This is a genomic window from Magnetospira sp. QH-2, assembly GCF_000968135.1.
Classification (GTDB): Bacteria; Pseudomonadota; Alphaproteobacteria; order Rhodospirillales; family Magnetospiraceae; genus Magnetospira.
In genome coordinates this window covers 645,490-669,704 of record NZ_FO538765.1, presented here as the reverse complement: position 1 = coordinate 669,704, position 24,215 = coordinate 645,490, and the positions used below count along the sequence as shown (strand labels likewise).

Sequence of the window (24,215 nt, the reverse complement as noted above, 5' to 3'; positions counted from 1 at the left end):
CATTGCGCCGCTAGAATGCGCCTCACCTGTATTTCATCTGGCGAGGAACCGTCATGGCCCGTATTGCCCGCGTTGTCGCCCCTGGTGTGCCTCACTTGGTCACTCAGCGGGGCAACCGCCAACAACCAACCTTTTTCTCCGATGACGATTTCGTCTTATACAAGGAACTGGTCGGCGCGTTTTGCGCTCAGGCAGGGGTGGAAATCTGGGCCTATAGCCTGATGCCCAACCATGTGAACCTGCTGTTGGTGCCTTCCTCGGAAGACGGCCTACAAGCGGGTTTGGGCGAAGCCCATCGGCGCTATACCCGCCACATCAACCTGCGGGAGAACTGGCGCGGCTATTTGTGGCAGGGCCGATTCGCCTCGTTTCCGCTGGAGGAAGACTACCTGGATATCGCCACGCGCTATGTGGAACTGAATCCGGTTCGGGCCCGTTTGGCCAGGAAACCCAAAGACTATAAATGGTGCTCGGCCCGTGCCCACTTGAAAGACAAGCCCGATGGTTTTGTCGATATAGAACCCCTGCGCGAGCGCTTTGGTGCCTGGAAGCCCTTTCTCAATGGCCCCATGAGCGAAGATCAGATGGAGCTGCTGCGGGCCCACGAACGGACGGGGCGTCCGCTGGGCTCGGCTGCCTTCATCTCCGGGTTGGAGAAATCTTTGGGTCGCTCATTGAAAAAGAACAAGCCAGGGCCCAAACCCAAGCCCCGCCCAGAGACCTGACAGCGGCCGAATCTTCTCGGCTCTCCGTCGCGACAGGGGTACCATGGAGCTCTGCCGCGGGAGAGACTCATGGGTCATCATCATGCACAATTCGGACGCGCCATCACCTGGGTTGATGGCCAGTGGATGGACGGCAACCCGCCGATCCTCGGCGCCATGCATCACGCGGTTTGGCTGTCTTCAGTGGTCTTCGATGGGGCCCGGTCGGTGCGCGGCATGGCCCCGGATCTGGATCTGCATTGTGCCAGAGTGGTGCACTCGGCCCATGCCTTGGCCCTGGCACCGCCCCTGGATGGGGCCGCCGTCACCGCCATCGCCCGCGAAGGTATTCAAAAATTTGATGCCAACGCCGAACTCTATATCAAGCCGGTGATTTATGCCGAAGAGGGCCTAGTCACGCCCTTGCCCGAGTCCACCCGGTTCGTCATGGTTATTTTCGAAGCGGCCTTGCCGGAGCCGGAGGGTTTTTCCGCCGGGCTCTCCTCCTTCCGCCGACCGGCCCGCGATATGGCCCCGACCGATGCCAAGGCGGCCTGCCTCTATCCCAACGTCGCCCGCGCGGTGGCCGAGGCTCACGCCAAGGGCTTCGATCAGCCGGTGGTACTCGACCCCAACGGCAATGTGGCGGAATTCGGCTATATGAACCTGTTTTTTGTCAGTGGCGGCAAAGTGGTCACCCCGGCGATCAATGGCACCTTCCTTAATGGCATTACCCGCCAACGGGTCCTTTCCCTTTTGCGCGCGGATGGTTTCAAGCTCGAGGAACGGGCTGTTCAGTTCGATGAACTCTTGGCTGCCGACGAGATTTTCGCCACCGGCAATTACGCCAAGGTCCAGCCTTGCACCCATGTGGAACATCGCGCACTGGAAGAAGGTCCCGTGGCCCAGCGCGCCCGGGCGCTCTATTGGAAATTTGCCGAGAGCCAGAAAGTGTGACCCCATGATCCGTCTCATCAGCATGATCGTCTTTTGCATATGGGCCGCTCCGGCTCTCGGCGATTGCAGCGCGCCCTTTGCCGGCCGGGACTTGCGAGACTGTTCGTTCGCCCAGCAGAAGTGGCATGGCAAGGATTTCACCGGTGCTGATCTGCGCGGGGTCGATCTCACCAACATGGAATGCTTTGGCTGCCGCTTCGATGACGCCGATCTGCGCAAGGCCAATCTCAAATGGTCCGATTTTTCAGAAAGTTCGTTCAAAAACACCAACCTCTCTGAGGCAGACCTGTTCCACACCCGCTTTGACTATAGCAACCTGACCGGCGCCAACATGCGCAAGGCCTTCCTGTTCGGCACGGACATGAACTATGTGCGGGCCGACCGGGTGGATCTGCGTGACAGCAACATGAAAGACGTGATCATGGAAGGCGCCCGCTTCCGCCGCAGTGACTTGAGCGGAGCCTATATGCTGCGCGGGGTGATCCTGGGCAGTGATTTCCGCTGGTCCAAGCTTCGGGACATGGAAATGACCGGAGCCAGCGCCGAAGAGGTGAATTTTTCCGGCTGCGATCTGAAGAAAACCGTATTGCGCGGATCACGGTTGCTCGACGCCGTGTTCATCGGCGCCAATTTAGAGGGAGTCGTGTTCGAGAATGCGATGTTCGACAACACCGACTTTCGCGGTGCCGTCAATCTGCCGGCCGACCTGAAACCCAAAATCGGCGAACGCTGGCGGGCCAATTGATGTTTCAAGCGATGATCGTCCTTTTCCCACCTCGCGCAGGCGAAGGGCTTTAGCAGGCTGCTTCTGTAATCGAGTCATTTGAGTCAAGCTGATTTCCAAGCCGTCGGTTTGAACCTGGGGTATGTGGCGCCCTTTGCTTCTGTCCGCGGTCGACGTCGTCGCCGCATGATGGGGATCAAGGGGGATCGGGTGCAGCAATCTGAAAAGCGTGGTCTTACGCCACTGCAGCCTGCGCGCTGTCATCCGAGCCCCGCGCGTCGCCACGCGTCCTGGCCGCCCTTCAGGCGATCTCGGTTTTCGTTGTGTTTAGATGGCGGTCTCCTCCTTGCGGTACTGGAAGTCCGTGCCGTCGATCCACATGCGATGCATGATTACGGCGAGACGCCGGGCAACGGCGACCTTGGCGCGTTTCATCCCGCGCCTTTTGGCGACCGCGAGCCCCCAGTGTTTGAGCCAGGACCAACGGCGGGTTCGAGTGAGAAGTGCATTGGCGGCCTCGAACAAAAGCCAACGAACCATGGCATCTCCGCACTTGCTGATGGGGCCGCTTCGGTCCTGCTCTCCCGAGGCGTATCTGCGTGGGACAAGCCCGAAGTGGGCGCCGACCATGACCGACTTTTGAAACCGTTCCGGCACGTCGAGTCCTGTCCTGAAAGCGAGGGCGGTAACCGGGCCGACGCCGGGAACGGTCATCAGGCGCCGGCAAACGCTATCATCGCGCGCAGCGGCATGAACCTGCCGGTCGAGCTTGTCGAGTTGTTCGAGCAAGGCTTGGCGCGCAAGCAAGAGCGGCTCGGCGGCTGCGCTGAGGTGCGGGTTATCAGCCGTCAATTCCCGAACCCGCGCCGCGAAAAGGCGTCCGCGCGCCATACCGACCTTGAGGCCGAAAGCTTTCAATGTTCCTCGTACCGTATTGGACAACTGACGGACCTGATGAACCAGGGTCTCCCGATGGGTCAGCACCATCCGGAGCTCCTGACTGCGCGCGGTCTTGACGTGGGTCGCGCGGTACAAACCGGTCCGCATCGCCTGGCTGATCAAGCGGGCGTCGCGACGGTCCGTCTTGACTGGGCTGGCGCTGGCAAAGGCCTTCATTTGCCGGGTCTCGATACAAATCACAGGGAGGCCCCGACTGGACAGTCCTGCGTACAGCCAAGGCGCCAGAGGGCCAGCTTCCAACCCAATTCGCGCAAAGCCACGCCCGCTTTCCTCGAGCCAAGTGGCGACCGCCTCGGGTGTGCTTGACACCTTGCCTTCGCGAATGACGGTTCCCTTTGCATCAATCTCACAGATCGAAATGCTTGCCATCGATACGTCCATTCCAACAAAATACTCCATAGCTGGTCTCCTCTGTTCCATGTCCAGGAATTGACCCGGATACTTGATCAAGACCGAGTGTGGAGACCAGCTGACTGTCTAGGCAATCCCTGACTGCTCGATTACCGCCATCTGAAAAAGTGTTGTCCTACCGCCCGCGTCACCCTTCGACAAGCTCAGGGTGAGGCTAACAAGTTGAAAGTTCAAAGGCCCTCATGCTGAGCTTGTCGAAGCATGTGTCGCCACAGGCTCGAAATCAGACTTTTTCAGCAACCTGTTAGGCTCAATCGAACCTGCCAAATCTGCGCGATCTGATCGCGTGGGGCAAGGTAACGCCCCGCCAGGATAGATGGGGCGTCGGCGTCGATTCGAGAGCCTGGCCTATTTCTTATGCAGCTTCAACGACAGGGAGTTGATGCAGTAGCGCTGGCCGGTGGGCTTAGGGCCATCGGGAAACACATGGCCCAAATGAGAGCCACAGGCGGTGCAGGTGACTTCCGTGCGGACCATGCCGTGGCTGGAATCCCGGTGTTCGGTAATCCGGTCTTCGGCCACCGCTTGCCAGAAACTGGGCCAGCCGGAACCGGAATCGAACTTGGATTCCGAAGAAAACAGCGCCGCGCCACAAGCGCCGCACAAATAGGTTCCCGGTGCCTTTTCGTTCCAGTATTCACCGGTAAAGGCCCGTTCGGTCCCTTTTTCCCGCAGGACTCGGAAGGCATCCGGCGAGAGTTCCTCTCGCCATTGGAGTTCTGTCTTGGTGATCTTCTCGCTCATGAAACCTCCTCGCAAACCGTCTTATGAAACTAGGGATCGCGGAAGCAAGATTTCAACCACCCGGCACGACTTGTTCACACCGCAAAGGGAATGCTAAGGTGGTCTCCGACGATAGATTTGGGACGATTGAATGGCCAACAACCTGTTGATTTCGGTGTTTTGCCCCGACCGGGTGGGATTGATCTCCGCGCTCACGGCCCGTCTATTTGATTTGGGCGGTGATTTGGGTGATACCACCTTCGCCGTGCTGGGCGAGGGCGCTGAGTTCACGTCCATTTGCGAATTTCCCGCTGATTTGACCAGCGAGTATGTGCGCGCGGAACTGGCTGATCTGCCCCAATTGGCCGGTGCCACCATCGAAGTCCGCCCCTTTGAATTGGATCCCGGGCCACAGCCCCAGGCCCGCGTTACCCACCATGTGGAATGCGAGGGAGTCAACCGGCCCGGCCTCGTGGCCCGCATGACCGAGATCTTTCAAGAGTACGGCGCCAATATCGTGCGTCTCGCCGCCGATCGGCAGGACCGCAAGGGCGAGGACTACTACCTGACCCGTATTGCCGCCTTCATACCCGAGGAGCGCGCCGACAGCTGTCTGGCGACCCTGGCCAATACCGCTGGAGAATTGCGGCAAATCATCCGCTGGCATCGTACCGAGGACGGCATCTAACCGTCTCCATCCCACAAATTAAGAGAACATGCACTATGAGCAGGAAGGACCTGGATCTGGAATCGTACAAGGCGCGGCTCATTGCCCGCCAAGACGAGTTGAACAGCGAACATGACGCCACCGAAGGTGACCGGGCGACGGTCGAAGTGGATCAGCAGCGCCTGGGACGGCTATCGCGCATGGATGCCCTGCAGTCCCAGGCCATGGCCCAGGAACTGGAGCGCCATCGGCAGGTGGAACTCATGCATATCAATGATGCCCTCGAGCGGATCGAAGAAGGCGACTACGGCCATTGTACCGCCTGTGATGCCAAAATTCCGGCCAAGCGCCTGGACCTGGACCCGTCGGTGCCCCTTTGCGTTAAATGCGCCGAAAAGGCAGAGCATCACTAAAGTCTTGGAAAACCGTCGGTCTGGCGAAGGGCTTCGCCGATCACCAACGCCGCCGTCACCGCCACATTGAGCGAGCGGGCATCAGGCATCATGGGTACCCGCAAGCGGGCATCGGCAGCCGCGTGCACGGCCTCGGGCACCCCGGCACTCTCCCGCCCCACCATCACGCAATCATCTGATTCAAAATGAAAGTCCACGTGGGATCGGTCACCCCGGGTGGTCAGCAAAATCAGCCGACCGGTCCGTTGTGCTTCGAAATCCGCCCAGGAATTGTGGCGGGTGATCTGAACCAGGTCCGTGTAATCCATACCCGCGCGACGCAGGTGTTTATCGGATAAAATGAACCCACAGGGTTCGATAATATCCACCGGCAGACCAAGGCAAGCACCCAGGCGGAAAAGGGTACCCGCGTTTTGTGGGATATCCGGCTCGAACAACACAAGACGCATGGGCGATTTCACGGTTCCTTTGGTCGCGGAATGTTAAATAAGCATTTCCTTATAAAATAGGCAATAGAAGCGTTTCCGGGCTTTCCAAGAGCAATAATATACGCTATATACCCTTCCGCTACATTTCGTCTCTGGGCGAAATGCAGGGCGGTTCTGTCTTTATCGAATCGCCCGCTATCAACAGGGGGAGAGGAGTCCTCTCCGGGACCACGGCTGGCGAACTGGGGATTGCCTCCGAGGACCAACGACCCAATGGTAACAACGCAGACAGGCCCAAAAACATGGGCCGAGAAGGGGATTGTTAAGTCATGGCAGACACGGCTACCACCGCGCCTGAAAACCCGGGCGACGACGCAACCCGCCGCGATTTCCTCTTGTACGGCACTATTGCCTTCGGTGCCGTTGGCACCGCGGCCGCCGTTTGGCCCTTTATCGACTTCATGGCTCCGTCGGCCGATGTGCTGGCGCTGGCCTCCACCGAAGTGGATATCTCGGGCATCGAGGAAGGCATGGCCATTACCGTTCAATGGCGCGGCAAGTCGACCTTTATCCGTCATCGCACAGCGGAAGAAATCGCCAAAGCCACCGCAGAGGACTCGGCCGCGGACATGCGCGATCCGCAGTCGGACGCCGAGCGGGTACAAAAGCCCGAATGGCTGGTGCTGATCGGCATTTGCACCCATTTGGGCTGCATTCCGCAAGGTCAGAAGCCTAGCGAACCCAAGGGTGATTTTGGCGGCTGGTTCTGCCCCTGCCATGGTTCCCACTACGATACGTCCGGACGCATCCGCAAGGGCCCGGCGCCGCTCAATCTGCCGGTGCCGCCTTACGAGTTCGTATCCGACGACGTCATCTTGATCGGCTAACCGGGGGAGTCGAAATGTCTCATTCTACAAAAGAATTCAAGAACCCGGTCCTGAATTGGATCGAATATCGGTTGCCGATCTTCAGCTTCATCGATAGCTCGGTGGGCAGTGGGTATCCGACCGCGCGCAACCTGTCGTACTGGTGGAATTTCGGTTCCCTGGCAGGCATGGTTCTGGTCATCATGATCCTTACCGGCATTATGCTGGTGATGAATTACACCCCGCACGAAGACATGGCCTTTGCCAGTGTCGAGCGCATCATGCGCGATGTGAACTGGGGCTGGATGATGCGCTACATGCACATGAATGGCGCGTCCATGTTCTTCATCGTGGTCTATATCCACCTGTTCAGGGGGATGTACTACGGGTCCTACAAGTACCCGCGTGAACTGCTTTGGATCATCGGCGTGATCATCATCCTGGCGATGATGGCCACCGCTTTCATGGGCTACGTGCTGCCATGGGGCCAGATGAGCTTCTGGGGCGCCACGGTGATCACCAACTTGTTCTCCGCCATCCCGTTTGTTGGCGTGGACATCGTTGAGTGGCTGTGGGGCGGCTTCTCGGTCGACAATCCGACCCTGAACCGGTTCTTCTCGCTGCACTACCTGCTGCCCTTCGTGCTCTTCGCCCTGGTGTTCATCCACCTCTGGGCGCTGCATCACCACAAGTCCAACAACCCGCTGGGCATCGACGTGAAGAGCGAACAAGACACCATTCCGTTCCATCCTTACTACACCATCAAGGATCTCTACGGGATTGCCGTCTTCTTGGCCTTCTTCATGTTCTTCGTGTTCTTCGCGCCCAACTTCTTCGGCGAACCGGACAACTACATCCCGGCCAATCCGTTGGTGACCCCCGCGCATATCGTGCCGGAATGGTACTTCCTGCCGTTCTACGCCATCTTGCGGGCCTTCACGACGGACATCTGGTTCCTGACCGCCAAGCTGCAAGGCGTGATCGCCATGTTCCTGTCGATCATCTTCCTGGCCCTGCTGCCTTGGCTCGACGGTTCCAAGGTGCGCAGCATGAAGTTCCGGCCATTGTCCATGATGTTCTTCTGGCTGTTCGTCATTGACTGCCTGATTCTGGGCAAGGCGGGCGGCATGCCGGCCGAGGGTGCTTGGATCATCATCGGTCAGCTCTCGACCGCCTACTACTTCGCGCACCTGCTGTTGATCGTGCCGATTGTCAGCCGCATGGAATCAACCAAAGAACTTCCGGACAGCATTTCCGCTGCCGTGACCCACTGAGCGGACAAGGAGGAGACAATCCAATGAAGACCACCTTCATTCGTACCGCCGCCTTGGCCGCCGTCCTCGCCGTGACCCTTGGGTCCGGCGCGGCACAGGCCTCGTCGGCACCCAAGCCGCCGATGCAAGACTGGACCTTTAAACAGTCCGGACTGCGTATCGCCGGATTGAACATCATGACCGGTATCGACATCTTCGTGCACTTCGACAAGGCGCAGCTCAAGCGCGGCTTCCAGGTTTTCAAGGAAGTATGCAACAGCTGCCACTCCTTGGACCTGATCGCCTACCGCAATCTGTCGGCCTTGGGCTACACCGAAGACGAGATCAAGGAAATCGCCGCCGAGTACGAAGTGCTTGCCGGCCCCGATGACGAAGGCGAAGTCCTCGACGAGGACGGCGAATTCCTGGTCCGCCCGGCCCTGCCCGCGGACCGCTTCAATGCGCCGTTCCCCAATCCGCAGGCGGCCATGGCGTCCAACGCCGGGGCTCTGCCGCCGGACCTGTCCTTGATCACCAAGGCGCGGTTCAACGGGCCGGACTACCTCTATGCGCTGCTGACCGGCTACGAGGAAGAGACTCCGGAAGGCTATGAGGCGATCCCCGAGGATAAGTCCTGGAACCATTGGTTCCCGGGTCACGCCATCTCCATGGCCCCGCCGCTCTATGACGAAGCGGTGGAATATGAAGACGGCACGCCCGCCACCCTCGACCAGCACGCCCGCGACGTCACGGCGTTCCTGTCCTGGGCCGCGGAGCCGGAACTGGAAGAACGCGCCAGCCTTGGCCTCAAGGTCGTGGGTTTCCTGATCATCTTTTCGGTGCTGTTGTTCGCCCTGAAGAAACAGATCTGGCGCGACCTGCACTAAACCTTGGCGCCGCATTGAAATAGAAAGGGCCGTCGGATTTTCCGGCGGCCTTTTTTGTGGGGGGCGATAGGTGTGGCGCAGGCCGGAAAGACAGTATTGGAGTCAGGACTGCCTCACGCGGAGTCCGTCGAGGCATCAGGCGGGACTTCTGAATTTAGCATTTCATTGCTCATTGGACGCTCCCGCTATTGGAAAGTTTCGACAACCTCCAGTATGGCTCATCACGAAGCCGAAGGGGGCGTCCATGCCATTAGCGTAACCCCGGGGGGGAATAATTTGCGGAGTGGCACCTGTAACCCCACCGTAACCACAGTAACCCGGAGACCGCCGAGAGAGCCGGGATTTCCAAAGAAAATAACGCCCACCACCTCAGAATCGGGTAACCACACCCTCGATTTCCTCACAAGTGATCGACAAACCGTATATTTTCTTCACGGTAGCGGTGTCCAGGTAGGTCGGTACATCTCTTGCCGCAAAATAAGCCTTTTCGGTTACATGAGTCATCGTCGAGGCATCGTCAAAATCTCTTGGGGCAATCAGAACAGGCAAATTAATGTCCTGAAATTCAGCTTTTACTGAAAATCCCCAAATTGCCATTTCCGCGACTGCATATTCTAGGAATTCTGGAGATAAGGTGAATTCACCATTTACCGGACGGAGGTGCGCTGGATTCAAATTTCAAGTGCAACACCGATTGATTTGGCGAATGCCTCGATTGGCGTGAGGAAACCGAGGCATTTTCGGGGCGTTGTGTTGTAGGTCCATGTGATGTCCTCGATGTCTTGATCGGAGAATTTATTGAGGCGAATGTGCCTGGGCAGGCTGCGGCGCAGGACGCCGTTGGCGTTCTCGATGGAGCCGCGCTGCCAGGGGGAATGGGGATCGCAAAAGAAGGCGCGCACAGGCAGGCTCTTGTGGTCGTAGAACTCGCCGCCGTTGTCCAGGGTGACGGTTTTCCGGGCCCGTTTGGGCGCACGGTTGAGCAGCCTGGCCAGCGCCTCGGCGGTGGTGCGGGCGGTTTTGTCTGGAAGGGTCGCGGTGAGCAGCAGCCGAGACCGCCGCTCGATACAGGTGAGCAAACAGGCCCGTTGCTTGCGGAAGTGCACCAAGTCGGCCTCCCAATGGCCCGGCTCGGCGCGCAGATGGGCCTTGGTCGGACGCATATGGATCGGCATCCGGTCGGGGATCGGCGGATCGCGCCGCCCTTTTCGGGCCCGTCGTCCGCGACGGGATTTGGCCTGCGGCAACAGGCGGTGGAGCTTCCGCCGCCGCCCGTGGGGCCCGTAGATCCAGGCATAGATTGTCTCGGCGCTGATGGTATGCTCTGATCCTTCGAGCTTGAGCCTTCCGGCGATCTGCTCCGGGCTCTGTTCCATAGCAAGTGCATCCAGGATGTGGGTTTTCAGAGGGCTCAAGCGCTCGATTTTCGGCAGGCGGCGTTTGCGCGCCCAGGCCATGCGCTCGGCCATGGCCGGCTTGTATCCGGCCCGGGGCAGCGCGTTGCGCTTCAATTCCCGGCCAATGGTCGAGGCCGAGCGGCCCATCAGCCGCCCAATGGCCCGTTGAGATTTACCGTCTGCATGCAGACGGTAAATCTCGCATCGTTCGTCCAAGCTGACGTGTGCATATTTCTGTCCCATAGCGTTCCCAGCATAGCTGGGTGGTGCACTTGGGGTCTGAATCTAGGGTGCTCCCCATCGCTTCTCGGATTGCAAAACGGTTGGAAAGGAATGGAGGGTGTTTCCCAGTACAGGCGGTCCCGGTAATAGAGATTGCCGATCAGGGCGATGAACAGCGCCGTCCAGAGCACCGGGTGACCCGCCTTACGCATGAGACCAAAAAGTTTCCGAACCATGCTCTTCATTCCTTTCCTTGCCGACTGACGCTTAAGGTCCCGGAGAGGACTGCCCAGGTGTCCACGTCAGGCTGGGCTTGCCCAGTCCCCCTCCAGGGTTTAGGGGAATGGTGCCACTCACCGTGCCGGTCCAATCGCCGACCATCTTGAAGTCCTTGGCCGATCCCAGGGTCTTAAGCTGCTGCATCTGCTCTCCGGTCACTAACCCACCAAAGAAACGCGTATTCTTATGCCAGTCATAGTCGTCAAACCAGTGATAATCCTGCTGGCCGGTGACATGCAACTGGTTTCCCTGGCGTGTGACGGTCACTTCACCTGTCGTTTGCAGGTTGCTTTTTCCGCTGGCGAAATGGAGATCACTGATGCCATCGGCATCGATTTCGTCAAGGGTTTTGCCGATGGGAATGGTGACCGACTGGCCATCCTTCAAACTGGAAAGCTGCTGATTCACAGCGGGATCGGAAATCAGTTCGGATCCAATAGCCGTATGATTTGTGTCTTCCGCTTCGGTGATTTCCTTGTTGCTCCGCAACCACTCAGTCGGCATTTGCAGATCCTGGCCGCTACCTTCATTGTAGTGCTTGAGGGCGCGCGCCGACTGTTCCATACCCACCGCTCTGCCCCCATGTTCGAGGAGCCAGGCCTTGTGCTCCGTGGCAATCGGGACCCGTTGTTTTTTGTGAGTGTGTTGTTGATCTTGAAGGCCTCTTTCGTCCATCCGTGCCAGGTAGGCATGTAGATCTCTTTGCACGGCGGATGAATTCGATTGCATGGGGAAGCGGTCTTGGTAGGTAGCCGGTTCCCCCGATCCGCCAAGGGCCCCATCATCCCCGATCATGCCGCCGGTGGGTTCCCCATCGCGGGAGGTCGGCTGGCTAACATTGGTTCGTCTGTCGCTGGCCTTGTGCAGATTCGGGGTCTGGTTGGGATTGGCGATGCGTCGCCCCTGGGCATCATACCGATTGCCCTGCTCATCCATGGAGACCCCTTGGGCCGGTTCCCGCAGCCCATAGTGCGCCTCGACCATGCGCACATGGTCCGGATCGGCATCGGGCCCGAGGCGCTTGATCACATCATCGGCGCGCTGGCGGTTGATCCGGGCGTCTTCCGAACGGGCGCTGTCGGCGCCGAAGGGAGCATGGCCCGTGGCATGGCCCGTGGGCGCGCCGACTTCGCTGTTGAGCTTGTAAAACGCGGTGGTTTCGGTCTGGATATCCTCGTTGGTCCAGTAGTCCTCGGCCCAATGGAGGCGGCGCTGATCCGCATGGGTGCGCTCGGCCACCGACTTGTCGCGGATGGCCTGGATTTCCTCCGGCTTGGGCGGGGTCATGCCATCCCAGGTATCCTCGGGCATGCACGAGACGGGGTTAATTAATACAGCGTCACCGAAACAGCGTCACCGGAACCTAGTACAGATCGGCCCAGCCTTCACGAACTCTCTTGCTGGCGTTTCGGCGTATCTGATCGGGAATCGAGGTCAATAGGATATCTCGGATCTCCTCGACCCACCCAATGGCTCTGTTGTTAGGGTCGGTGGCGCCCTTATAACGCCTTCTCTCATAAGGATAATGCACGTCCGCTTGCCGAAATGCCTCCTCAATTGCATTCGGTTCGATCCATGGAGACTTCAGGAACGCGTCGATTTCCATAAGCAGTCCGTCCATTTCCTCTTCTTTGGTATAGACGCGATAAAAGGCAATGCATTCTTCCATGCCTTTTCCAAGATTGCCCCACCCAGGCCCGAAGCTAGTTGTTAAAAACCTTCGGAAGCGAGGAAAATCGCTATAGAAACTTTTTTCGGTCATAGAACCGCTCCAACTTCTTCAGTTCAGTACCGGATAGGATGTGACGATATGGATACCATAAGGCTTCATCTTGTCTGGAAAGAATATCACTTTTACCCGTGATGTTGGCTGTGGCTTTCCATGGGGGATATTCACTTGCTTTCCTGCTGTTCCTAGCTTGCTTTTGGAGCCTTTCACATATCCAACCGTTTTCCCAACATCCCAAGTGATTGAGTAATTTCCATGATTTTCGCGCTCAGCCTTATGCATGCCTTTGTTAATTGCAAGCGTCGTCGCCTTGTTGGCGAAATCCTGATTGATGTAGGTTGACGCAACACCACCTTTTTCCGTCCGAATCCGGTGATCCAGGTATTCTTCCGTGACCACATGCCGCCGATCCGTGTGCGCCATTTTCTCACCGGTTCCATCCGGATTATGAATGCCCCCGGGGTTGCGGTTTCCGGTGGCGGGCTGGCCGGGTCGGGAGCCGCCCTGGTTCAGCAGATCGATGATCTCCATGTCGCCGGTGTCCAGATCCCCGTCCGGGGCCTTCCATTCGCCCGGACGCGGCGGGCGGGGTTGGGTCCAGGTCTTCTTCGTCCCCTGGAAGGTGCCATGCGCCCCGCGATTTTCCCCCTAAAGCGTAAACCTCAGGGGGCCTTCTCCTTTTGCTATGTATCGCATTACGTCGTCGAGGTCCTCGGCGGATAGAATATACCCTAGGTTCTCTACCTCATCTTCAATAAAGCCCAACTTTGCGGCCACATCTGCGTGCAGTCCTTCATCGCCGGGCCAAATGTAGATGTCATTGTTTCCTGTGTGGCGGATGACACGTAGATATTTTGATTGTTTCAAATTGGTCTCAAGTTCAGTGTCTGTTGGGTTTCTAAATACCGGCAAGGGTCTCTCCGCTTTTTTGTTCCATGTAGGAGGATCAAAATAGTACGCTTTAGGCTCCGATAATTCGAGATCATACCTGTCTGCGGCAAGAGCCAGTCGCCCACCGCTCATGCCGAGCACGTCGCCATCCGGCAGGGCTTTGGGAAGGCGGCTGAAGGCGCCGCCGAGGCCCGTTGCTTCGAGCGCCAGCGGCAGGGTTTTCGAGGGGTCCTCCGGGTTCTCGATGGCGTCTTTGATGTCGTTGCTGAAAGACCTCAGCATGGAGCCCGGGATCTCGTAGAGATCAGACCATTTCGGGTCCCACTGGTCATAGGCTTCGGAGAGGTTGTCGGCGATGCGCTGCCCCCCTCCGGCGAGCCAGGAGGCCAACCGCTGTTCCTCGATGGCTTGGCGGTAGGTTTTGCGGTCGAAGTACGACTCATCTTCGGGAGTGGGTGCTGGCTGAGTCTGGTCGTTTGGGACCTCGGAGCCCTCGGACAAGTCGTCATGGCCGGAACCGCCGATCAGGCTATCGTCTCCATCCCCGCCCCCAAAGGTGTCAGTTCCATCCGTGCCGCCGAGGGTATCTTTTGATTCCTGTTTCGGCAAAAGGCCGTAATGCGCCTCGACCATGCGCACATGGTCCGGATCGGCATCGGGCCCGAGGCTCTTGATAGCATGGTCGGCGCGCTGGCGGTTGATCCGGGCGTCTTCCGAACGGGCGCCATCGGCGCCGAAGGGGGCATGGCCCGTGGCATGGCCCGTGGGCGCGGCTTGCTCGCTGTTGAGCTTGTAAAACGCGGTGGTTTCGGTCTGGATGTCCTCGTTGGTCCCGTAATCCTCGGCCCAATGGAGGCGGCGCTTATCCGCATGGGTGCGCGCGGCCAACGGCTTGTCGCGGATGGCCTGGATTTCCTCCGGCTTGGGCGGGGCCATGCCGCCCCAGGTATCCTCTCAAGATCAGTATGGATTAAGCACCGACGGCGGCCATCCTGCTCGGAAAGAAGGTAAAGACTGACCGATGAATCCATAGCCTTCGGGGCTCAAAACAGTTCGGCCCACAACGGGTACCATTAAAACCGAGCCAGCCCAACAAGCCCCGTTTTGGGGATTCATATACCCTTAGCCAAACTTTCGGTCCTTCCTTCATGCGAAAAGTCAGACTGTCGTTATCTCTGACTTGCAAGGAATAGATGGGACTGGCCTCGGGGCTCAGATGTCCAGCCGTGCCCTCGGATTGGTCGTATGTCTGCTTGGCGGGAATCGTGAAGTAGCTGAACAAAGCGAAGATGGCGCTGTCTTCAAGGACAAAATCCTCGGTGACGTATGAAATGATCAACGCTCCACATTCACCATATAGATCCTGAAATGCACGCTCGTAATTGCTGATCAGCAGATAGCCGCCTCGGCATTGGAACTGGGCCACGATCGCGTCTCCCAAGATGGAGACATAGCGGGCAATCCGTCGGCCATCAAAATGGATGTCCTGAGAAATAGGTTCCGTATAGCTAAGAAATTTTTCAGGCTGATATCTTGCGCCCAGTCGCAACGTATCTCCCTCCTTGGGGAGATAGAGGGAGAGTTTCTCCCTCTCCGGGTCTCCGAGCACCGGTTCGAAAAATCTGTCCCCGGGCTTGAATTCAAATTTGTTGATCGGCGTCACGGCATTACCCAGTCACTGTCAATTTCTCCACCTTCGTGGCCATAGGTGCCTTCGACCAGATTGGCGCCGCCCTCACCGCCCAAATACCCACCGATCATCACACCGAGCGGTGAACAGATGAAAGCGCCCGGGCCGCAGAGGGTGCCGAGCAACCCTCCGGCGGCGCCACCGACCGCTCCGCCGGTCACGGTCACCCCTTCCTTTAATGCGGCATGTTTTTTATCTTGTGCAACCATGATGTTATTGGCTGCTATGGCTGCCGTCAATAGCCAGAGGCCCCGACCTGCCTTGCCAGCTATTCTGGCGCGCCTCGTCCAATCTGAGTTGCCACTTCCGGACTTGTTGATAATTTTCTCCCAGACTGCCATTTGTTCTTTCGGTGTCAGGTCCTTGAAGTTCTTTTTTTCTCCAGCATATCTATCCAGAAGATCATCAAATGCTATTCCTTCTTTTTTCTTCATTTCAGCAATGGCTTTCGCGGTTTCGGTGCCCTGTTCCCGGGCTTCCATCATGATTTTATTGCGTTCGCCACTCGCAAGCCTCGCCGCCTCTTCAGCCGAGTATCCCCCTTGACGATACTTCTCAAGGATTTCGTCGGAAGCCTGCTTAATCCGTTCCTGATAGGACCGCCGGACACGATCGGCTTCCACTCCCTCTCGGGCCAAAGCAGCCATGTCGCCTTTTACGCCCTCAGGAATTGGGTCATCATTTGAAGCATCAGGCGAGGAAGGTGTTTCCCCATTCTGAGGGCTGGAACGGTCCACATTTACCCGACTGCCGCTGGCCTTGAGAATGTGCGGATTATGATCCGGATCGGGCGCAGGGCTGCCGTCTGGATAGGTCCACCGTCCATATTCGTTCATGGCCGGTTTATGGGTATTTGGCGGCGAAGTCGTCGAGGTGTCTCCGCTATCGCCCTTCCCGCCGTTCGTGTCCATCGGCATGCCGGTGCCGGAATCTTCGCCGGGGCGATAGAGAAGGTCTATGGGCGGCGCATCGTCTCGGCCGGGAACATACTCCAGCGTTCTTGCATTATGCATGGGATCGTTCCCGGTATTCTGATCAATCAGATTCCCCTGGGCATCATACCAATTGCCCTGCTCATCCATGGAGACCTCTCGGGCCGGTTCCCCCACCCCATAGTGCGCCTCGACCAGGCGCACATGGTCCGGATCGGCATCGGGCCCGAGGCTCTTGATCACATCATCGGCGCGCTGGCGGTTGATCCGGGCGTCTTCCGAGCGGGCGCCATCGGCGCCGAAGGGGGCGTCCATTCCATTACAGTAATACGTAACCAATAGATCGTTGTCAGATCAGGTCGGAACAATTGCATCTTATCCCTTGATACGATTCGATTTTCTGTAGACAATAAGCCTATAAACACCCTCAATTACTGCTGAAATAGAAACGGTTAGTGACAGCGCCGTGCCGAAACCAATGGTCAACAGCAAGCCAAAATGGGCCAAGTCAGAGGAAAATTCGTGCTGGGGATCGTGTTTCATTGCGGCATATCCGATAAATGCTGCAAACATGATGGATAGCAGGAATCCAGCGCTTAATACAATTTTTGTCGGTTTAGAAATCACGGTTACTGTGTATCCCAAAGCCTGTTTTCGTAAATCTCGCGGACTCTCGCCCCATAATCACTAACCTCCTCTGCCGCGAGGTTTTGGTAAGCTGTGGCAATTTGCTCAATGGAAGCGCCAGGAATTCGATCTTGCAAGCGCCGGATAAGGGTTACACCAGCCTCAATATTCGTTTCCGGCCTCTCCAGGTCATTGCGACTATACCCTAAATCCTTCCAGTAACTTGCTTTGACGTTCATCGGACGAAGCGAATCATTCTTACCAAACGGCTCAAGAAGCCTATCATAGTAACCGTGAGTAGTCTCCATATATACAATTGCTCGCACCACATCTGGGTCGACGCCTTGCTCTTTGGCTTTACGTTCAATGATTTCATTATGCTCAGGCACTTCATTGAAATATGAGAACTCATGTATAGGCTCAGAGCCATCGGCATCTGGATTGTCAGCGATATTAAATATAGCAGGGGTATCGTTGAGTATAGACCGTTTACGATCTGTCGATTTCGAAAGAATGGTCGGCTGATTTTCATTTTCGAGCGCCTGCTGGTCGCTGGCATACCCGGCATCATAACTGTCGTTGTCGTCATTCAATTGCGAAAAATCATTCTCCTTGCGTTCGTCAGTGTAAGTGCCAACCGTGCCAGCATCGTAGGCGGCATTTGCGTCAGTATCTTGGTCCAGCGCCTTTTCTGAATTTGAGGCCGTCTGGTTCGACAGCGGCGGCATCCAATACGGATTGCCGCGCTTTTCCCGTTCCTCGTGAATATCGAGCTTCGTGCCGTCGGGTGCGGTCCAAATACCATTGGCATCGATGTCATCGCGGTTTTGGCTCCAATAGGGGGAAGCCGCCTTTCCATCGTATCCGGCGGTGTGGACATTCGGATCACGGTCTGGATCGTCGATCTTGTTGCCAAATTCGTCGTACCATTGGCCGTCGTCGCCCATCGAGAGGCCGTTCGTTTGCCGGGCGTCGGGACCACCTTCCCAGCCGGTTCCGGCCTTGTGCGCATTTGGGTCCTTATGGGGATTGTCGATGCGGCGCCCCTGGGCATCATACCAGTTTCCATGCTCATCCATGGAGACCCCTTGGGCCGGTTCCCGCAGCCCATAGTGCGCCTCGACCATGCGCACATGGTCCGGATCGGCATCGGGCCCGAGGCTCTTGATGGCATGGTCGGCGCGTTGGCGGTTGATCCGGGCGTCTTCCGAACGGGCGCTGTCGGCGCCGAAGGGAGCATGGCCCGTGGCATGGCCCGTGGGCGCGCCGACTTCGCTGTTGAGCTTGTAGAACGCGGTGGTTTCGGTCTGGATGTCCTCGTTGGTCCAGTAATCCTCGGCCCAATGGAGACGGCGCTGATCTGCATGGGTGCGCTCGGCCACCGGCTTGTCGCGGATGGCCCGGATTTCCTCCGGCTTGGGCGGCGCCATGCCGTCCCAGGTATCCTCGGGCATGCACGAGACGGGGTTAATTAATGCAGCGTCATGGTAACCCTAATTAATGCAGCGTCACCGTAACCCGTCACCGTAACCCGGAATCCTTGACGATCTGGTTGCCGGCGGCGTCCAGGGCATACTTGGAGGCCGCCCCTTCGAAACCCGCCTCTCGGGCATTGCGCGCCCGCAGTTCCGGGTTGCCCTCGGTAACGGCCTGATAGCCACCGAGCCCGACCTTGCCGCCCCGGGCATGCATTTGATATTGCCTGTAGAACCCGCTGACCTCCGGGTCCATGGCCTGCCGCGCCTAGCAAATCAATTAAGCAGTGACAAATCTATCTTCCGTAGACATAGCGATGCACGTCAGCACAGGTGGGCCTCAACTCCCGGTCGCTTTCCCGCTCGAAGGAAAATATTGGAAAGTCAAAGCCTTGCTCACGTTTTCGCGCGACTCCGTCTCGGACGATCTCGTTAGTGATCTGCGCAATGGTTCCAGAGTGTTTGTTCCAATCGCTGCGGGAGATCCAGGCTCTATTTACACCAGTTCGCACATGGCTTCCATTTCCTTGATCGTATTCGCTCTTAATATACTTAACGGGAATTCTGGATTCAAAAACCTTCTTCACGAAGGGGCGGAAGAACCAACCTTGGACATAGTCACCGGGCAACTCCTGAAAATTCCCGCGCTCCGAACAAGTCGGATGAATTTCCCTGAGTGGCAAGTTCATGTACAGATGGTATCCTGCCCAGGCGGCACTGACCAAAGAAATCAAAAAACCAGCCCAGAGTACGGGGTGTCCTTGCTTTCTTGTGTCGCGGGCTAGGCCCCAGAAGCGTTTGTAAGGGCTCACTTTCGTCTCGCCGTGTTCTTGTGATCCCACCAGATTTCACCTCCAGGGCCGATGGTGCCGGTATAGACCGTGTCATCGCGCCATTCGGAAAGCATACCATAGGATTTCGCGCCACGGTAGTCGGCCAGCGCTTCCATGTCGCGGTCGGGAATGGTCCGTCTACCACCAGCTTCGATTCCGAAATTGTGCTCGGGATGCCAGTCGTAGTCGTCGTGCCAATACCGGTTGACGTTGCCCCGAACCGTGATCCGGTTGCCCTCGCGGATGGCTGTGAAGGCAGCGCCGGTCTCCATGTTCGCTGCGTTGGAGGCGTAGTAAAGTTCCGATTTAGGAAATTCCTCATTGTTAAGGTCGTACTGGGTGATGGTATGGAAACCGAAATCGAGCGTCCCTCCGTCCGGAAGTTCGGCTAGACGATCCTGAACCGTGGTTTCAACATGACCGTCCGTTCTATCTCTATGTTTCTGCTCCTCTTCTTTGACCTTTTCGTGAGCAAGCAAAAATTTCGGCTCGATCCATTTATCCTCACCGGACCCGTCACGATAGTGGCGCACGTTACCGGCTGCCACGTCCCACCCTAGCGCCAAGCCTGCAGATTCCAGCATGTCCGCCTGATTTTCAAAGTAATCCAGGTCTTCCTTGGTGGGCGGGGCGGAAGTGTTCCGCCCACGGTCCCTCAGCCATCGGGCACCATTCACCGCCGCATCCAGAACATGGGCACCTCGCGGTTTCTCCGCGGTGTCATCTGACTGATCGCCCAATGACGATCCGGCTTCGTCCATCCATCGTCCAGTTTCAGGCACACCATTATACTCGTCAAGCGTGATCGGCTTGCCTGTGGTCAGATCGAAGATAAGTGGGGAAGACTTAACAGGGCCATTGCGGGAAGCGTCCGGGCCCGGCGGCACGCCAAGCTCGGATTCACTCTTGCGGGGTTTTTGGTCACCCAATTCCTCAAGGGTATCATCCCCGCCGCCGCCGACCAGATGGTCGGTTCCGCTGCCGCCGGAAACCCCATTCATCTCTTCCGATGCAGACGGGACCTCCCCCTCCAGCATTCGGAGGTAGGCCTCCTGATCCCTTCCGTCAAGGGCGTCGAACTGGTCCTTGAAGTCCTCGATCTCGCCGGGGGTCCAGTCCCTGTCGCGACCATGGACTTCCAGGCGTTTGGTGAGATCGGGCGCGCGGCTGGCGTCGCCTGCCGAGGGCAGCAGAACATCCGGATCATAGGCCGCTACCGCCTTGGCTCGGGTGCCGGAACCTGCATTGATATGCGCATCCACCTGGCGCCGGTCGTCTGCCTGCATGCCGCCATTGCCCCGTGCCGATTGGCCGGAGGAGAGATCGATCTTGCCCGGGTAGGTGTTTTTGTACCATTGGTCCACTTTCGGGCGGACCTTGTTGTTGGCCGGGTGCCCGCTCTGGAAGTAGCCCGGCGAGGTTTGCGCCATCAGGGCCTGGGTGCTGGACCAATCTTCCACCGGAATGGTGTCGACGATCCGGTCCGCCTCGGCCTGGGCGGTCACCGGGTGGCGTTGGAAATCGCGCTTGTAGTCCTCTTCCGAGCCCACCGGCTTGGGTCCCTTGGGCTGGTTGGCCAGGGAGGGGCGGAGATTGGGCTGGGTCCAGCGGACCTGCCGGGCCTGGGCCTTATGGGCCTCGAAATTGCGGCGCTGCTGTTCCTTGATCGGGTTGATCGGTTTGGTCTGCTGGGCCTGTTGGGCCTGCATGCGGGCCCGGTGGGTCTTGCGGGCCTGGGCCTCCTGTTGGCGTTCGGCGGCCTGGGCCTGGCGGCGGGCCTGGATCCGCTGGCTGGCGGCTTTTTGCTCGGCGGCTTTCTTATCCTGATGGAACTTCCAGGCGGCATCGGAATCGGCCCGGGCCGCCTTGAGATTGGCCGCCTCCTGGCGCTTGTTGAAGGCCCGGGTCTGGCGGTCGGTGGGATCGGCGCCGAGGGTCGGGGTCGCATCGGACTTGGCCAGGGGATCGGCAAGGGTCGGCTTGGGGGCCAACGGCGCCAAGGTCGGGGCCTCATCGAACAGCGACCCGCCCCTCAGGGAGGTGTCCGAGCCATAAGATGACAGGCCGCCACCGAAATCGGGCGTCGTGCCGAAGTCCGGGGACGGCGCGGGCAAGGGCGGGGCTGGAAGAGGTGCCGGGGCGCTGGGCTGATTATCCCTGTGCGAGGACGGGGAACCCCCATCGGCGGAAGGGTTGGCGGATGACAAGCTTCCCATGGGAGGCCTCCTGTTGGGTCATGGTTGGGTCCGATGCCGCTTCCTGGGGGTGAATTCCCCGAAATGGCACTCTTTCCTCTCCTTTACCGGGAACAAACAGGACTTGTCAAGAACATTTATTGATCATAATGGGCTTTTACAGCATATTTTTTGCCTTATAAGCCATCCAAGATATCGTTAGGTATATTTTCATTTTCTGGCCAAGCGCAGACTCCCCAACGTCCGCCCCCGTTTGGAGAACCGAAATATCAGGAGAAAGAAAGTCGGGGGCATCCGATGGTCTGGCCATGGGTTTCGGTGGATTTACGGTACCGCTCCACCAAAATCCGCTTAAAAATCATTGCTTGGCAAATGATACGCGATGACCTCCAGGATCTCCGGCAGGTCCCGCTCGTCTTCCGGTTCGAACCGTATGGCCTCGGCCCGGTCGGCCACCCAATCGATCATGCCGTTGACGAAGCCGCCGTAATAGACCACGTCCCCTTCGGCCTTCTCCAGGGCAAGGACGAAATCGCCCTTTCCTCGGGGATCGAGGAATTCCTTCGTGAGTTTGGCGATGGCGGTCTCGGTCCTCATGGCGCGTCCCCGGGGCGGTCTCCCCAAAAAAAGGGCCACCGGTTCCACCAGCGGCCCTCTCATCTCATTCAATGAAACGTCGGTCACTGCACCTTGAAGGTCGCGTGGCAGGACCGGCAGACGGTTGTCACCTCGGACAGGGATTCCATCACCTGGCGGTAGTTTTCGGCGGTGGGCGGGGTGGCGGCCGCGTGCAGCACCTTGGCCAGTTCTCCTCCGGCCCCATGCATGGATTGGCCCATCTGACGGAATTCCGGGGTCATGTGGCGACCCATGCCGCGACCCATGCCATGGCCCATGCCCATGCCCTTGGCGTGGTCGGCCATCTTTTCTTCCATCTTCATGTGTTCTTCATCGCTCATGCCCCGGCCCATGCCCATGCCCATGGACCGCATGCGATTCTTGGCCGCCGCGATCTGATCCGCGGTGGCGCCCTTGGCGGCCATGGCTTCCCAGATGTGATGGCCGAAATCGAGGCGGGTGTCGGCGATCATGGCGGCTTCCTTGAAGTCCCCTTCGCCGATGGCGGAAATGATATCGTCCAGATTTTCCATATGGCCGCGCATCTCCTTGAGGAACTGCTCGCGGATCTCCGGCTTGAGAGTCAGGACCGTGCGCATGTCCTCCTCGGCCTGCACAGGCGTTGCCATGGCGGCGCCCAGGGCCACACCGGCCAGCAGCGGCAAAATCGCGTATCGCATTTGGGAACACTCCGTTTCCTTGTTGATATTGGCGCGAATGGTGCGCCCGCTTTTGCCTGCTTGCAAGCGCAAAGCGAAGCGGCAAGAATAGCCGCCCAATCACGCATCCGAACAGGAGAAGAAAGAATGAGCAATCCGGGCGTTCCGCCGGTTATCGGCGTCATCGGCGGCAGTGGGGTTTACGAAATCGACGGCCTGAGCAACACCCAATGGCGCCGGGTCGACTCCCCCTTCGGCGAGGCCTCGGACGAACTGCTCTTCGGCGAGTTGGACGGCCAGAAGATGGTCTTTTTGCCCCGTCATGGTCGCGGCCACCGCATTCCGCCCTCGGAGCTCAACTTCCGAGCCAATATCGACGTGCTCAAGCGCGCCGGGGTCACCGATATCCTGGCCGTCTCCGCCGTCGGGTCATTGAAAGAGGAACTGCCACCGGGCCATTTCGTGCTGGTGGACCAGTTCATCGACCGCACCTTTGCCCGCACCAAAAGCTTCTTTGGCACCGGTCTGGTGGGTCATGTGGGCCTGGGCCATCCCACCTGCGGCCGTATGGCCGATGCGGTGGAAGCGGCGATCCAGGAAGTGGGCATCCCCTATCAGCGCGGCGGCACCTATCTGACCATGGAAGGCCCGCAGTTCTCCACCCTGGCCGAATCCAATCTTTACCGCTCCTGGGGCTGCGACGTGATTGGCATGACCAACATGCCGGAAGCCAAATTGGCCCGCGAGGCGGAGATGTGCTACTGCCCCGTGGCCATGGTCACCGATTATGACTGCTGGCATCCGGATCACGACCATGTGACCGTCGATGCCATCATTGCCGTGTTGATGGGTAATGCCGACAACGCCCGCGCCCTGGTCAAGGCCACGGCGCCGAAACTGTCAGGACGTACCGAGACCTGCGAAAAAGGCTGTCAGACCGCCCTGGACACCGCCATTATTACCGCCCCCGATGCCCGCGACCCGGCCCTGATCAAGAAGCTCGATGCCGTCGCCGGGCGGGTGCTGGGAGGATAATGGGCACGGTCTTTTTCGGTGGTCTCGACACCTCCGGCGACTATATGCCGGACATGGTGGTGGCGTTGCGCGAGGTCGGGGTCCAAAACGTGGCCTTGGGCAGCAATGACCTGATCCAGATGTCCGGCCTGCGCGGCAGCTTCCTCGACCAGACCATTCAGGCCGGTCTGGTGATGCGCTACCGCCACGGGCCCTTGGACGACTTCATCCCCGGCGACCATCTGCCCATGGCCGAACCGGAGAATCTCGTCGGCTATTCCTTTGGCGGCCTGATCGCCGCGCAGATTGCTCATGCCCTGCCCAGCGTCAAACGGCTATTCCTTATCGGCTGCCCCATCGGCGGGGCGTTCCTGGCCCAGCTTCGGGCCAACCCGCGTTTGCTGGTGGTGGACTGTATCGACTTGGAAGAGCACGGCGATCCCTTGCGCGCCGGAATGAGCGACTTGGACCTGATGGCGGCCCTGCCCATGCTCACCGGCCAGCGGCTGATCATGTCCGGCCATTTCATCCATGCCCAAGACGGCGACCAGGGCGCCCACAACCGGCGCGGACTGGTGAAAAGGCTGCGCGCGGGAGGTTTACCGGTGCGCAGGAGTGAGGCATAACCAACAGGGCTCTGATCGAACGAAAGGTTTCACGT

Annotated in this window: 28 protein-coding genes; 10 read left to right on the top strand and 18 right to left on the bottom strand. The window is 58.5% G+C overall.

Going from position 1 to position 24,215, the window contains the following annotated elements:
• Window positions 1–53 precede the first annotated feature (53 nt).
• The 3 genes from MGMAQ_RS03325 (at window position 54) to MGMAQ_RS03315 (ending at window position 2,406) form a co-directional block, all read left to right on the top strand.
• A complete protein-coding gene (locus MGMAQ_RS03325) occupies window positions 54–725 on the top strand; it encodes a transposase (protein ID WP_046020427.1) in 672 nt (223 codons plus the stop codon).
• Between the two features lie 69 nt (window positions 726–794).
• Window positions 795–1,661: a branched-chain amino acid aminotransferase gene (locus tag MGMAQ_RS03320; protein WP_046020426.1), complete on the top strand. Its 867-nt coding sequence runs from the start codon at window positions 795–797 to the stop codon at window positions 1,659–1,661.
• Window positions 1,662–1,665: 4 nt separating this feature from the next.
• On the top strand, window positions 1,666–2,406 hold the full coding sequence (locus tag MGMAQ_RS03315; protein ID WP_052716078.1) for a pentapeptide repeat-containing protein: 741 nt from the start codon (window positions 1,666–1,668) through the stop codon (window positions 2,404–2,406).
• 306 nt (window positions 2,407–2,712) lie between these two features.
• On the opposite strand, the gene MGMAQ_RS03310 is transcribed toward MGMAQ_RS03315, so the two are convergent.
• Window positions 2,713–3,744, bottom strand: a complete 1,032-nt coding sequence (locus MGMAQ_RS03310) for an IS110 family transposase (RefSeq protein ID WP_046020119.1) — start codon at window positions 3,742–3,744, stop codon at window positions 2,713–2,715.
• A 360-nt stretch (window positions 3,745–4,104) separates the two neighbouring features.
• Complete coding sequence (msrB, locus tag MGMAQ_RS03305; protein ID WP_046020425.1) at window positions 4,105–4,500, bottom strand: peptide-methionine (R)-S-oxide reductase MsrB; 396 nt, start codon at window positions 4,498–4,500, stop codon at window positions 4,105–4,107.
• Window positions 4,501–4,630: 130 nt separating this feature from the next.
• Between msrB and MGMAQ_RS03300 the strand changes: the two genes are divergently transcribed.
• Both MGMAQ_RS03300 and MGMAQ_RS03295 read left to right on the top strand, forming a co-directional pair.
• Complete coding sequence (locus MGMAQ_RS03300) at window positions 4,631–5,167, top strand: glycine cleavage system protein R (RefSeq protein WP_046020424.1); 537 nt, start codon at window positions 4,631–4,633, stop codon at window positions 5,165–5,167.
• A 35-nt stretch (window positions 5,168–5,202) separates the two neighbouring features.
• Complete coding sequence (locus tag MGMAQ_RS03295) at window positions 5,203–5,559, top strand: TraR/DksA C4-type zinc finger protein (protein ID WP_046020423.1); 357 nt, start codon at window positions 5,203–5,205, stop codon at window positions 5,557–5,559.
• Here the strand turns inward: MGMAQ_RS03295 and MGMAQ_RS03290 are convergent.
• Window positions 5,556–6,008, bottom strand: coding sequence for a tRNA (cytidine(34)-2'-O)-methyltransferase (locus MGMAQ_RS03290; protein WP_046020422.1), 453 nt, complete (start codon window positions 6,006–6,008; stop codon window positions 5,556–5,558). The genes MGMAQ_RS03295 and MGMAQ_RS03290 overlap by 4 nt on opposite strands.
• Window positions 6,009–6,316: 308 nt before the next feature.
• On the opposite strand from MGMAQ_RS03290, the gene petA reads away from it, so the two are divergent.
• From petA to MGMAQ_RS03275, 3 genes are read left to right on the top strand one after another with little or no spacing between them, the layout of a single operon-like run.
• Window positions 6,317–6,874 carry a ubiquinol-cytochrome c reductase iron-sulfur subunit gene (gene petA / locus MGMAQ_RS03285; protein ID WP_046020421.1) on the top strand — a complete coding sequence of 186 codons (558 nt, stop codon included), beginning with the start codon at window positions 6,317–6,319 and terminating at the stop codon, window positions 6,872–6,874.
• 14 nt (window positions 6,875–6,888) lie between these two features.
• Window positions 6,889–8,127, top strand: a complete 1,239-nt coding sequence (locus MGMAQ_RS03280) for a cytochrome b/b6 (RefSeq protein ID WP_046020420.1) — start codon at window positions 6,889–6,891, stop codon at window positions 8,125–8,127.
• Window positions 8,128–8,150: 23 nt separating this feature from the next.
• Window positions 8,151–8,993 carry a cytochrome c1 gene (locus MGMAQ_RS03275; protein ID WP_046020419.1) on the top strand — a complete coding sequence of 281 codons (843 nt, stop codon included), beginning with the start codon at window positions 8,151–8,153 and terminating at the stop codon, window positions 8,991–8,993.
• Between the two features lie 369 nt (window positions 8,994–9,362).
• Here MGMAQ_RS03275 and MGMAQ_RS03270 read toward each other — a convergent pair whose 3' ends face one another.
• The 15 genes from MGMAQ_RS03270 to MGMAQ_RS03200 form a co-directional block, all read right to left on the bottom strand.
• A complete protein-coding gene (locus MGMAQ_RS03270) occupies window positions 9,363–9,668 on the bottom strand; it encodes a hypothetical protein (RefSeq protein ID WP_148560821.1) in 306 nt (101 codons plus the stop codon).
• On the bottom strand, window positions 9,665–10,633 hold the full coding sequence (locus MGMAQ_RS03265) for an IS30 family transposase (RefSeq protein WP_052715992.1): 969 nt from the start codon (window positions 10,631–10,633) through the stop codon (window positions 9,665–9,667). The genes MGMAQ_RS03270 and MGMAQ_RS03265 overlap by 4 nt, the downstream gene beginning before the upstream one ends.
• Before the next feature lie 246 nt (window positions 10,634–10,879).
• Entirely contained in the window at window positions 10,880–12,202 is a 1,323-nt protein-coding gene (locus MGMAQ_RS03255; RefSeq protein ID WP_148560820.1) for a hypothetical protein, read from the bottom strand.
• A 52-nt stretch (window positions 12,203–12,254) separates the two neighbouring features.
• Window positions 12,255–12,653, bottom strand: a complete 399-nt coding sequence (locus MGMAQ_RS03250) for a hypothetical protein (protein WP_148560819.1) — start codon at window positions 12,651–12,653, stop codon at window positions 12,255–12,257.
• Between the two features lie 18 nt (window positions 12,654–12,671).
• Window positions 12,672–13,151: an RNase A-like domain-containing protein gene (locus MGMAQ_RS03245; protein WP_046020413.1), complete on the bottom strand. Its 480-nt coding sequence runs from the start codon at window positions 13,149–13,151 to the stop codon at window positions 12,672–12,674.
• Between the two features lie 117 nt (window positions 13,152–13,268).
• Window positions 13,269–14,447 carry a hypothetical protein gene (locus tag MGMAQ_RS03240; protein WP_046020412.1) on the bottom strand — a complete coding sequence of 393 codons (1,179 nt, stop codon included), beginning with the start codon at window positions 14,445–14,447 and terminating at the stop codon, window positions 13,269–13,271.
• 34 nt (window positions 14,448–14,481) lie between these two features.
• A complete protein-coding gene (locus tag MGMAQ_RS03235) occupies window positions 14,482–15,174 on the bottom strand; it encodes a hypothetical protein (protein ID WP_046020411.1) in 693 nt (230 codons plus the stop codon).
• Window positions 15,171–16,283, bottom strand: a complete 1,113-nt coding sequence (locus tag MGMAQ_RS03230) for a hypothetical protein (protein ID WP_158498760.1) — start codon at window positions 16,281–16,283, stop codon at window positions 15,171–15,173. The genes MGMAQ_RS03235 and MGMAQ_RS03230 overlap by 4 nt, the downstream gene beginning before the upstream one ends.
• 225 nt (window positions 16,284–16,508) lie before the next feature.
• Window positions 16,509–16,706 carry a hypothetical protein gene (locus MGMAQ_RS20620; RefSeq protein ID WP_158498759.1) on the bottom strand — a complete coding sequence of 66 codons (198 nt, stop codon included), beginning with the start codon at window positions 16,704–16,706 and terminating at the stop codon, window positions 16,509–16,511.
• 56 nt (window positions 16,707–16,762) lie between these two features.
• On the bottom strand, window positions 16,763–18,214 hold the full coding sequence (locus tag MGMAQ_RS03225) for a hypothetical protein (RefSeq protein ID WP_046020409.1): 1,452 nt from the start codon (window positions 18,212–18,214) through the stop codon (window positions 16,763–16,765).
• Between the two features lie 67 nt (window positions 18,215–18,281).
• Window positions 18,282–18,491, bottom strand: a complete 210-nt coding sequence (locus MGMAQ_RS03220) for a hypothetical protein (RefSeq protein ID WP_046020408.1) — start codon at window positions 18,489–18,491, stop codon at window positions 18,282–18,284.
• A 40-nt stretch (window positions 18,492–18,531) separates the two neighbouring features.
• Window positions 18,532–19,047: a hypothetical protein gene (locus tag MGMAQ_RS03215; RefSeq protein ID WP_148560815.1), complete on the bottom strand. Its 516-nt coding sequence runs from the start codon at window positions 19,045–19,047 to the stop codon at window positions 18,532–18,534.
• Window positions 19,044–21,284 (bottom strand): hypothetical protein, encoded by a 2,241-nt coding sequence (locus tag MGMAQ_RS03210; RefSeq protein WP_046020406.1) that lies wholly within the window; start codon window positions 21,282–21,284, stop codon window positions 19,044–19,046. Before MGMAQ_RS03210 ends, MGMAQ_RS03215 begins: the two co-directional genes overlap by 4 nt.
• A 330-nt stretch (window positions 21,285–21,614) precedes the next feature.
• A complete protein-coding gene (locus MGMAQ_RS03205) occupies window positions 21,615–21,860 on the bottom strand; it encodes a hypothetical protein (protein WP_148560814.1) in 246 nt (81 codons plus the stop codon).
• 83 nt (window positions 21,861–21,943) lie between these two features.
• Complete coding sequence (locus MGMAQ_RS03200; RefSeq protein WP_148560813.1) at window positions 21,944–22,561, bottom strand: hypothetical protein; 618 nt, start codon at window positions 22,559–22,561, stop codon at window positions 21,944–21,946.
• 126 nt (window positions 22,562–22,687) lie between these two features.
• On the opposite strand from MGMAQ_RS03200, the gene MGMAQ_RS03195 reads away from it, so the two are divergent.
• Both MGMAQ_RS03195 and MGMAQ_RS03190 read left to right on the top strand, forming a co-directional pair.
• Complete coding sequence (locus MGMAQ_RS03195) at window positions 22,688–23,575, top strand: S-methyl-5'-thioadenosine phosphorylase (RefSeq protein ID WP_046020403.1); 888 nt, start codon at window positions 22,688–22,690, stop codon at window positions 23,573–23,575.
• The gene (locus tag MGMAQ_RS03190) at window positions 23,575–24,180 is read left to right on the top strand and encodes a hypothetical protein (RefSeq protein ID WP_046020402.1); all 606 of its coding nucleotides are present in this window, start codon (window positions 23,575–23,577) and stop codon (window positions 24,178–24,180) included. The genes MGMAQ_RS03195 and MGMAQ_RS03190 overlap by 1 nt, the downstream gene beginning before the upstream one ends.
• Window positions 24,181–24,215: the final 35 nt, after the last annotated feature.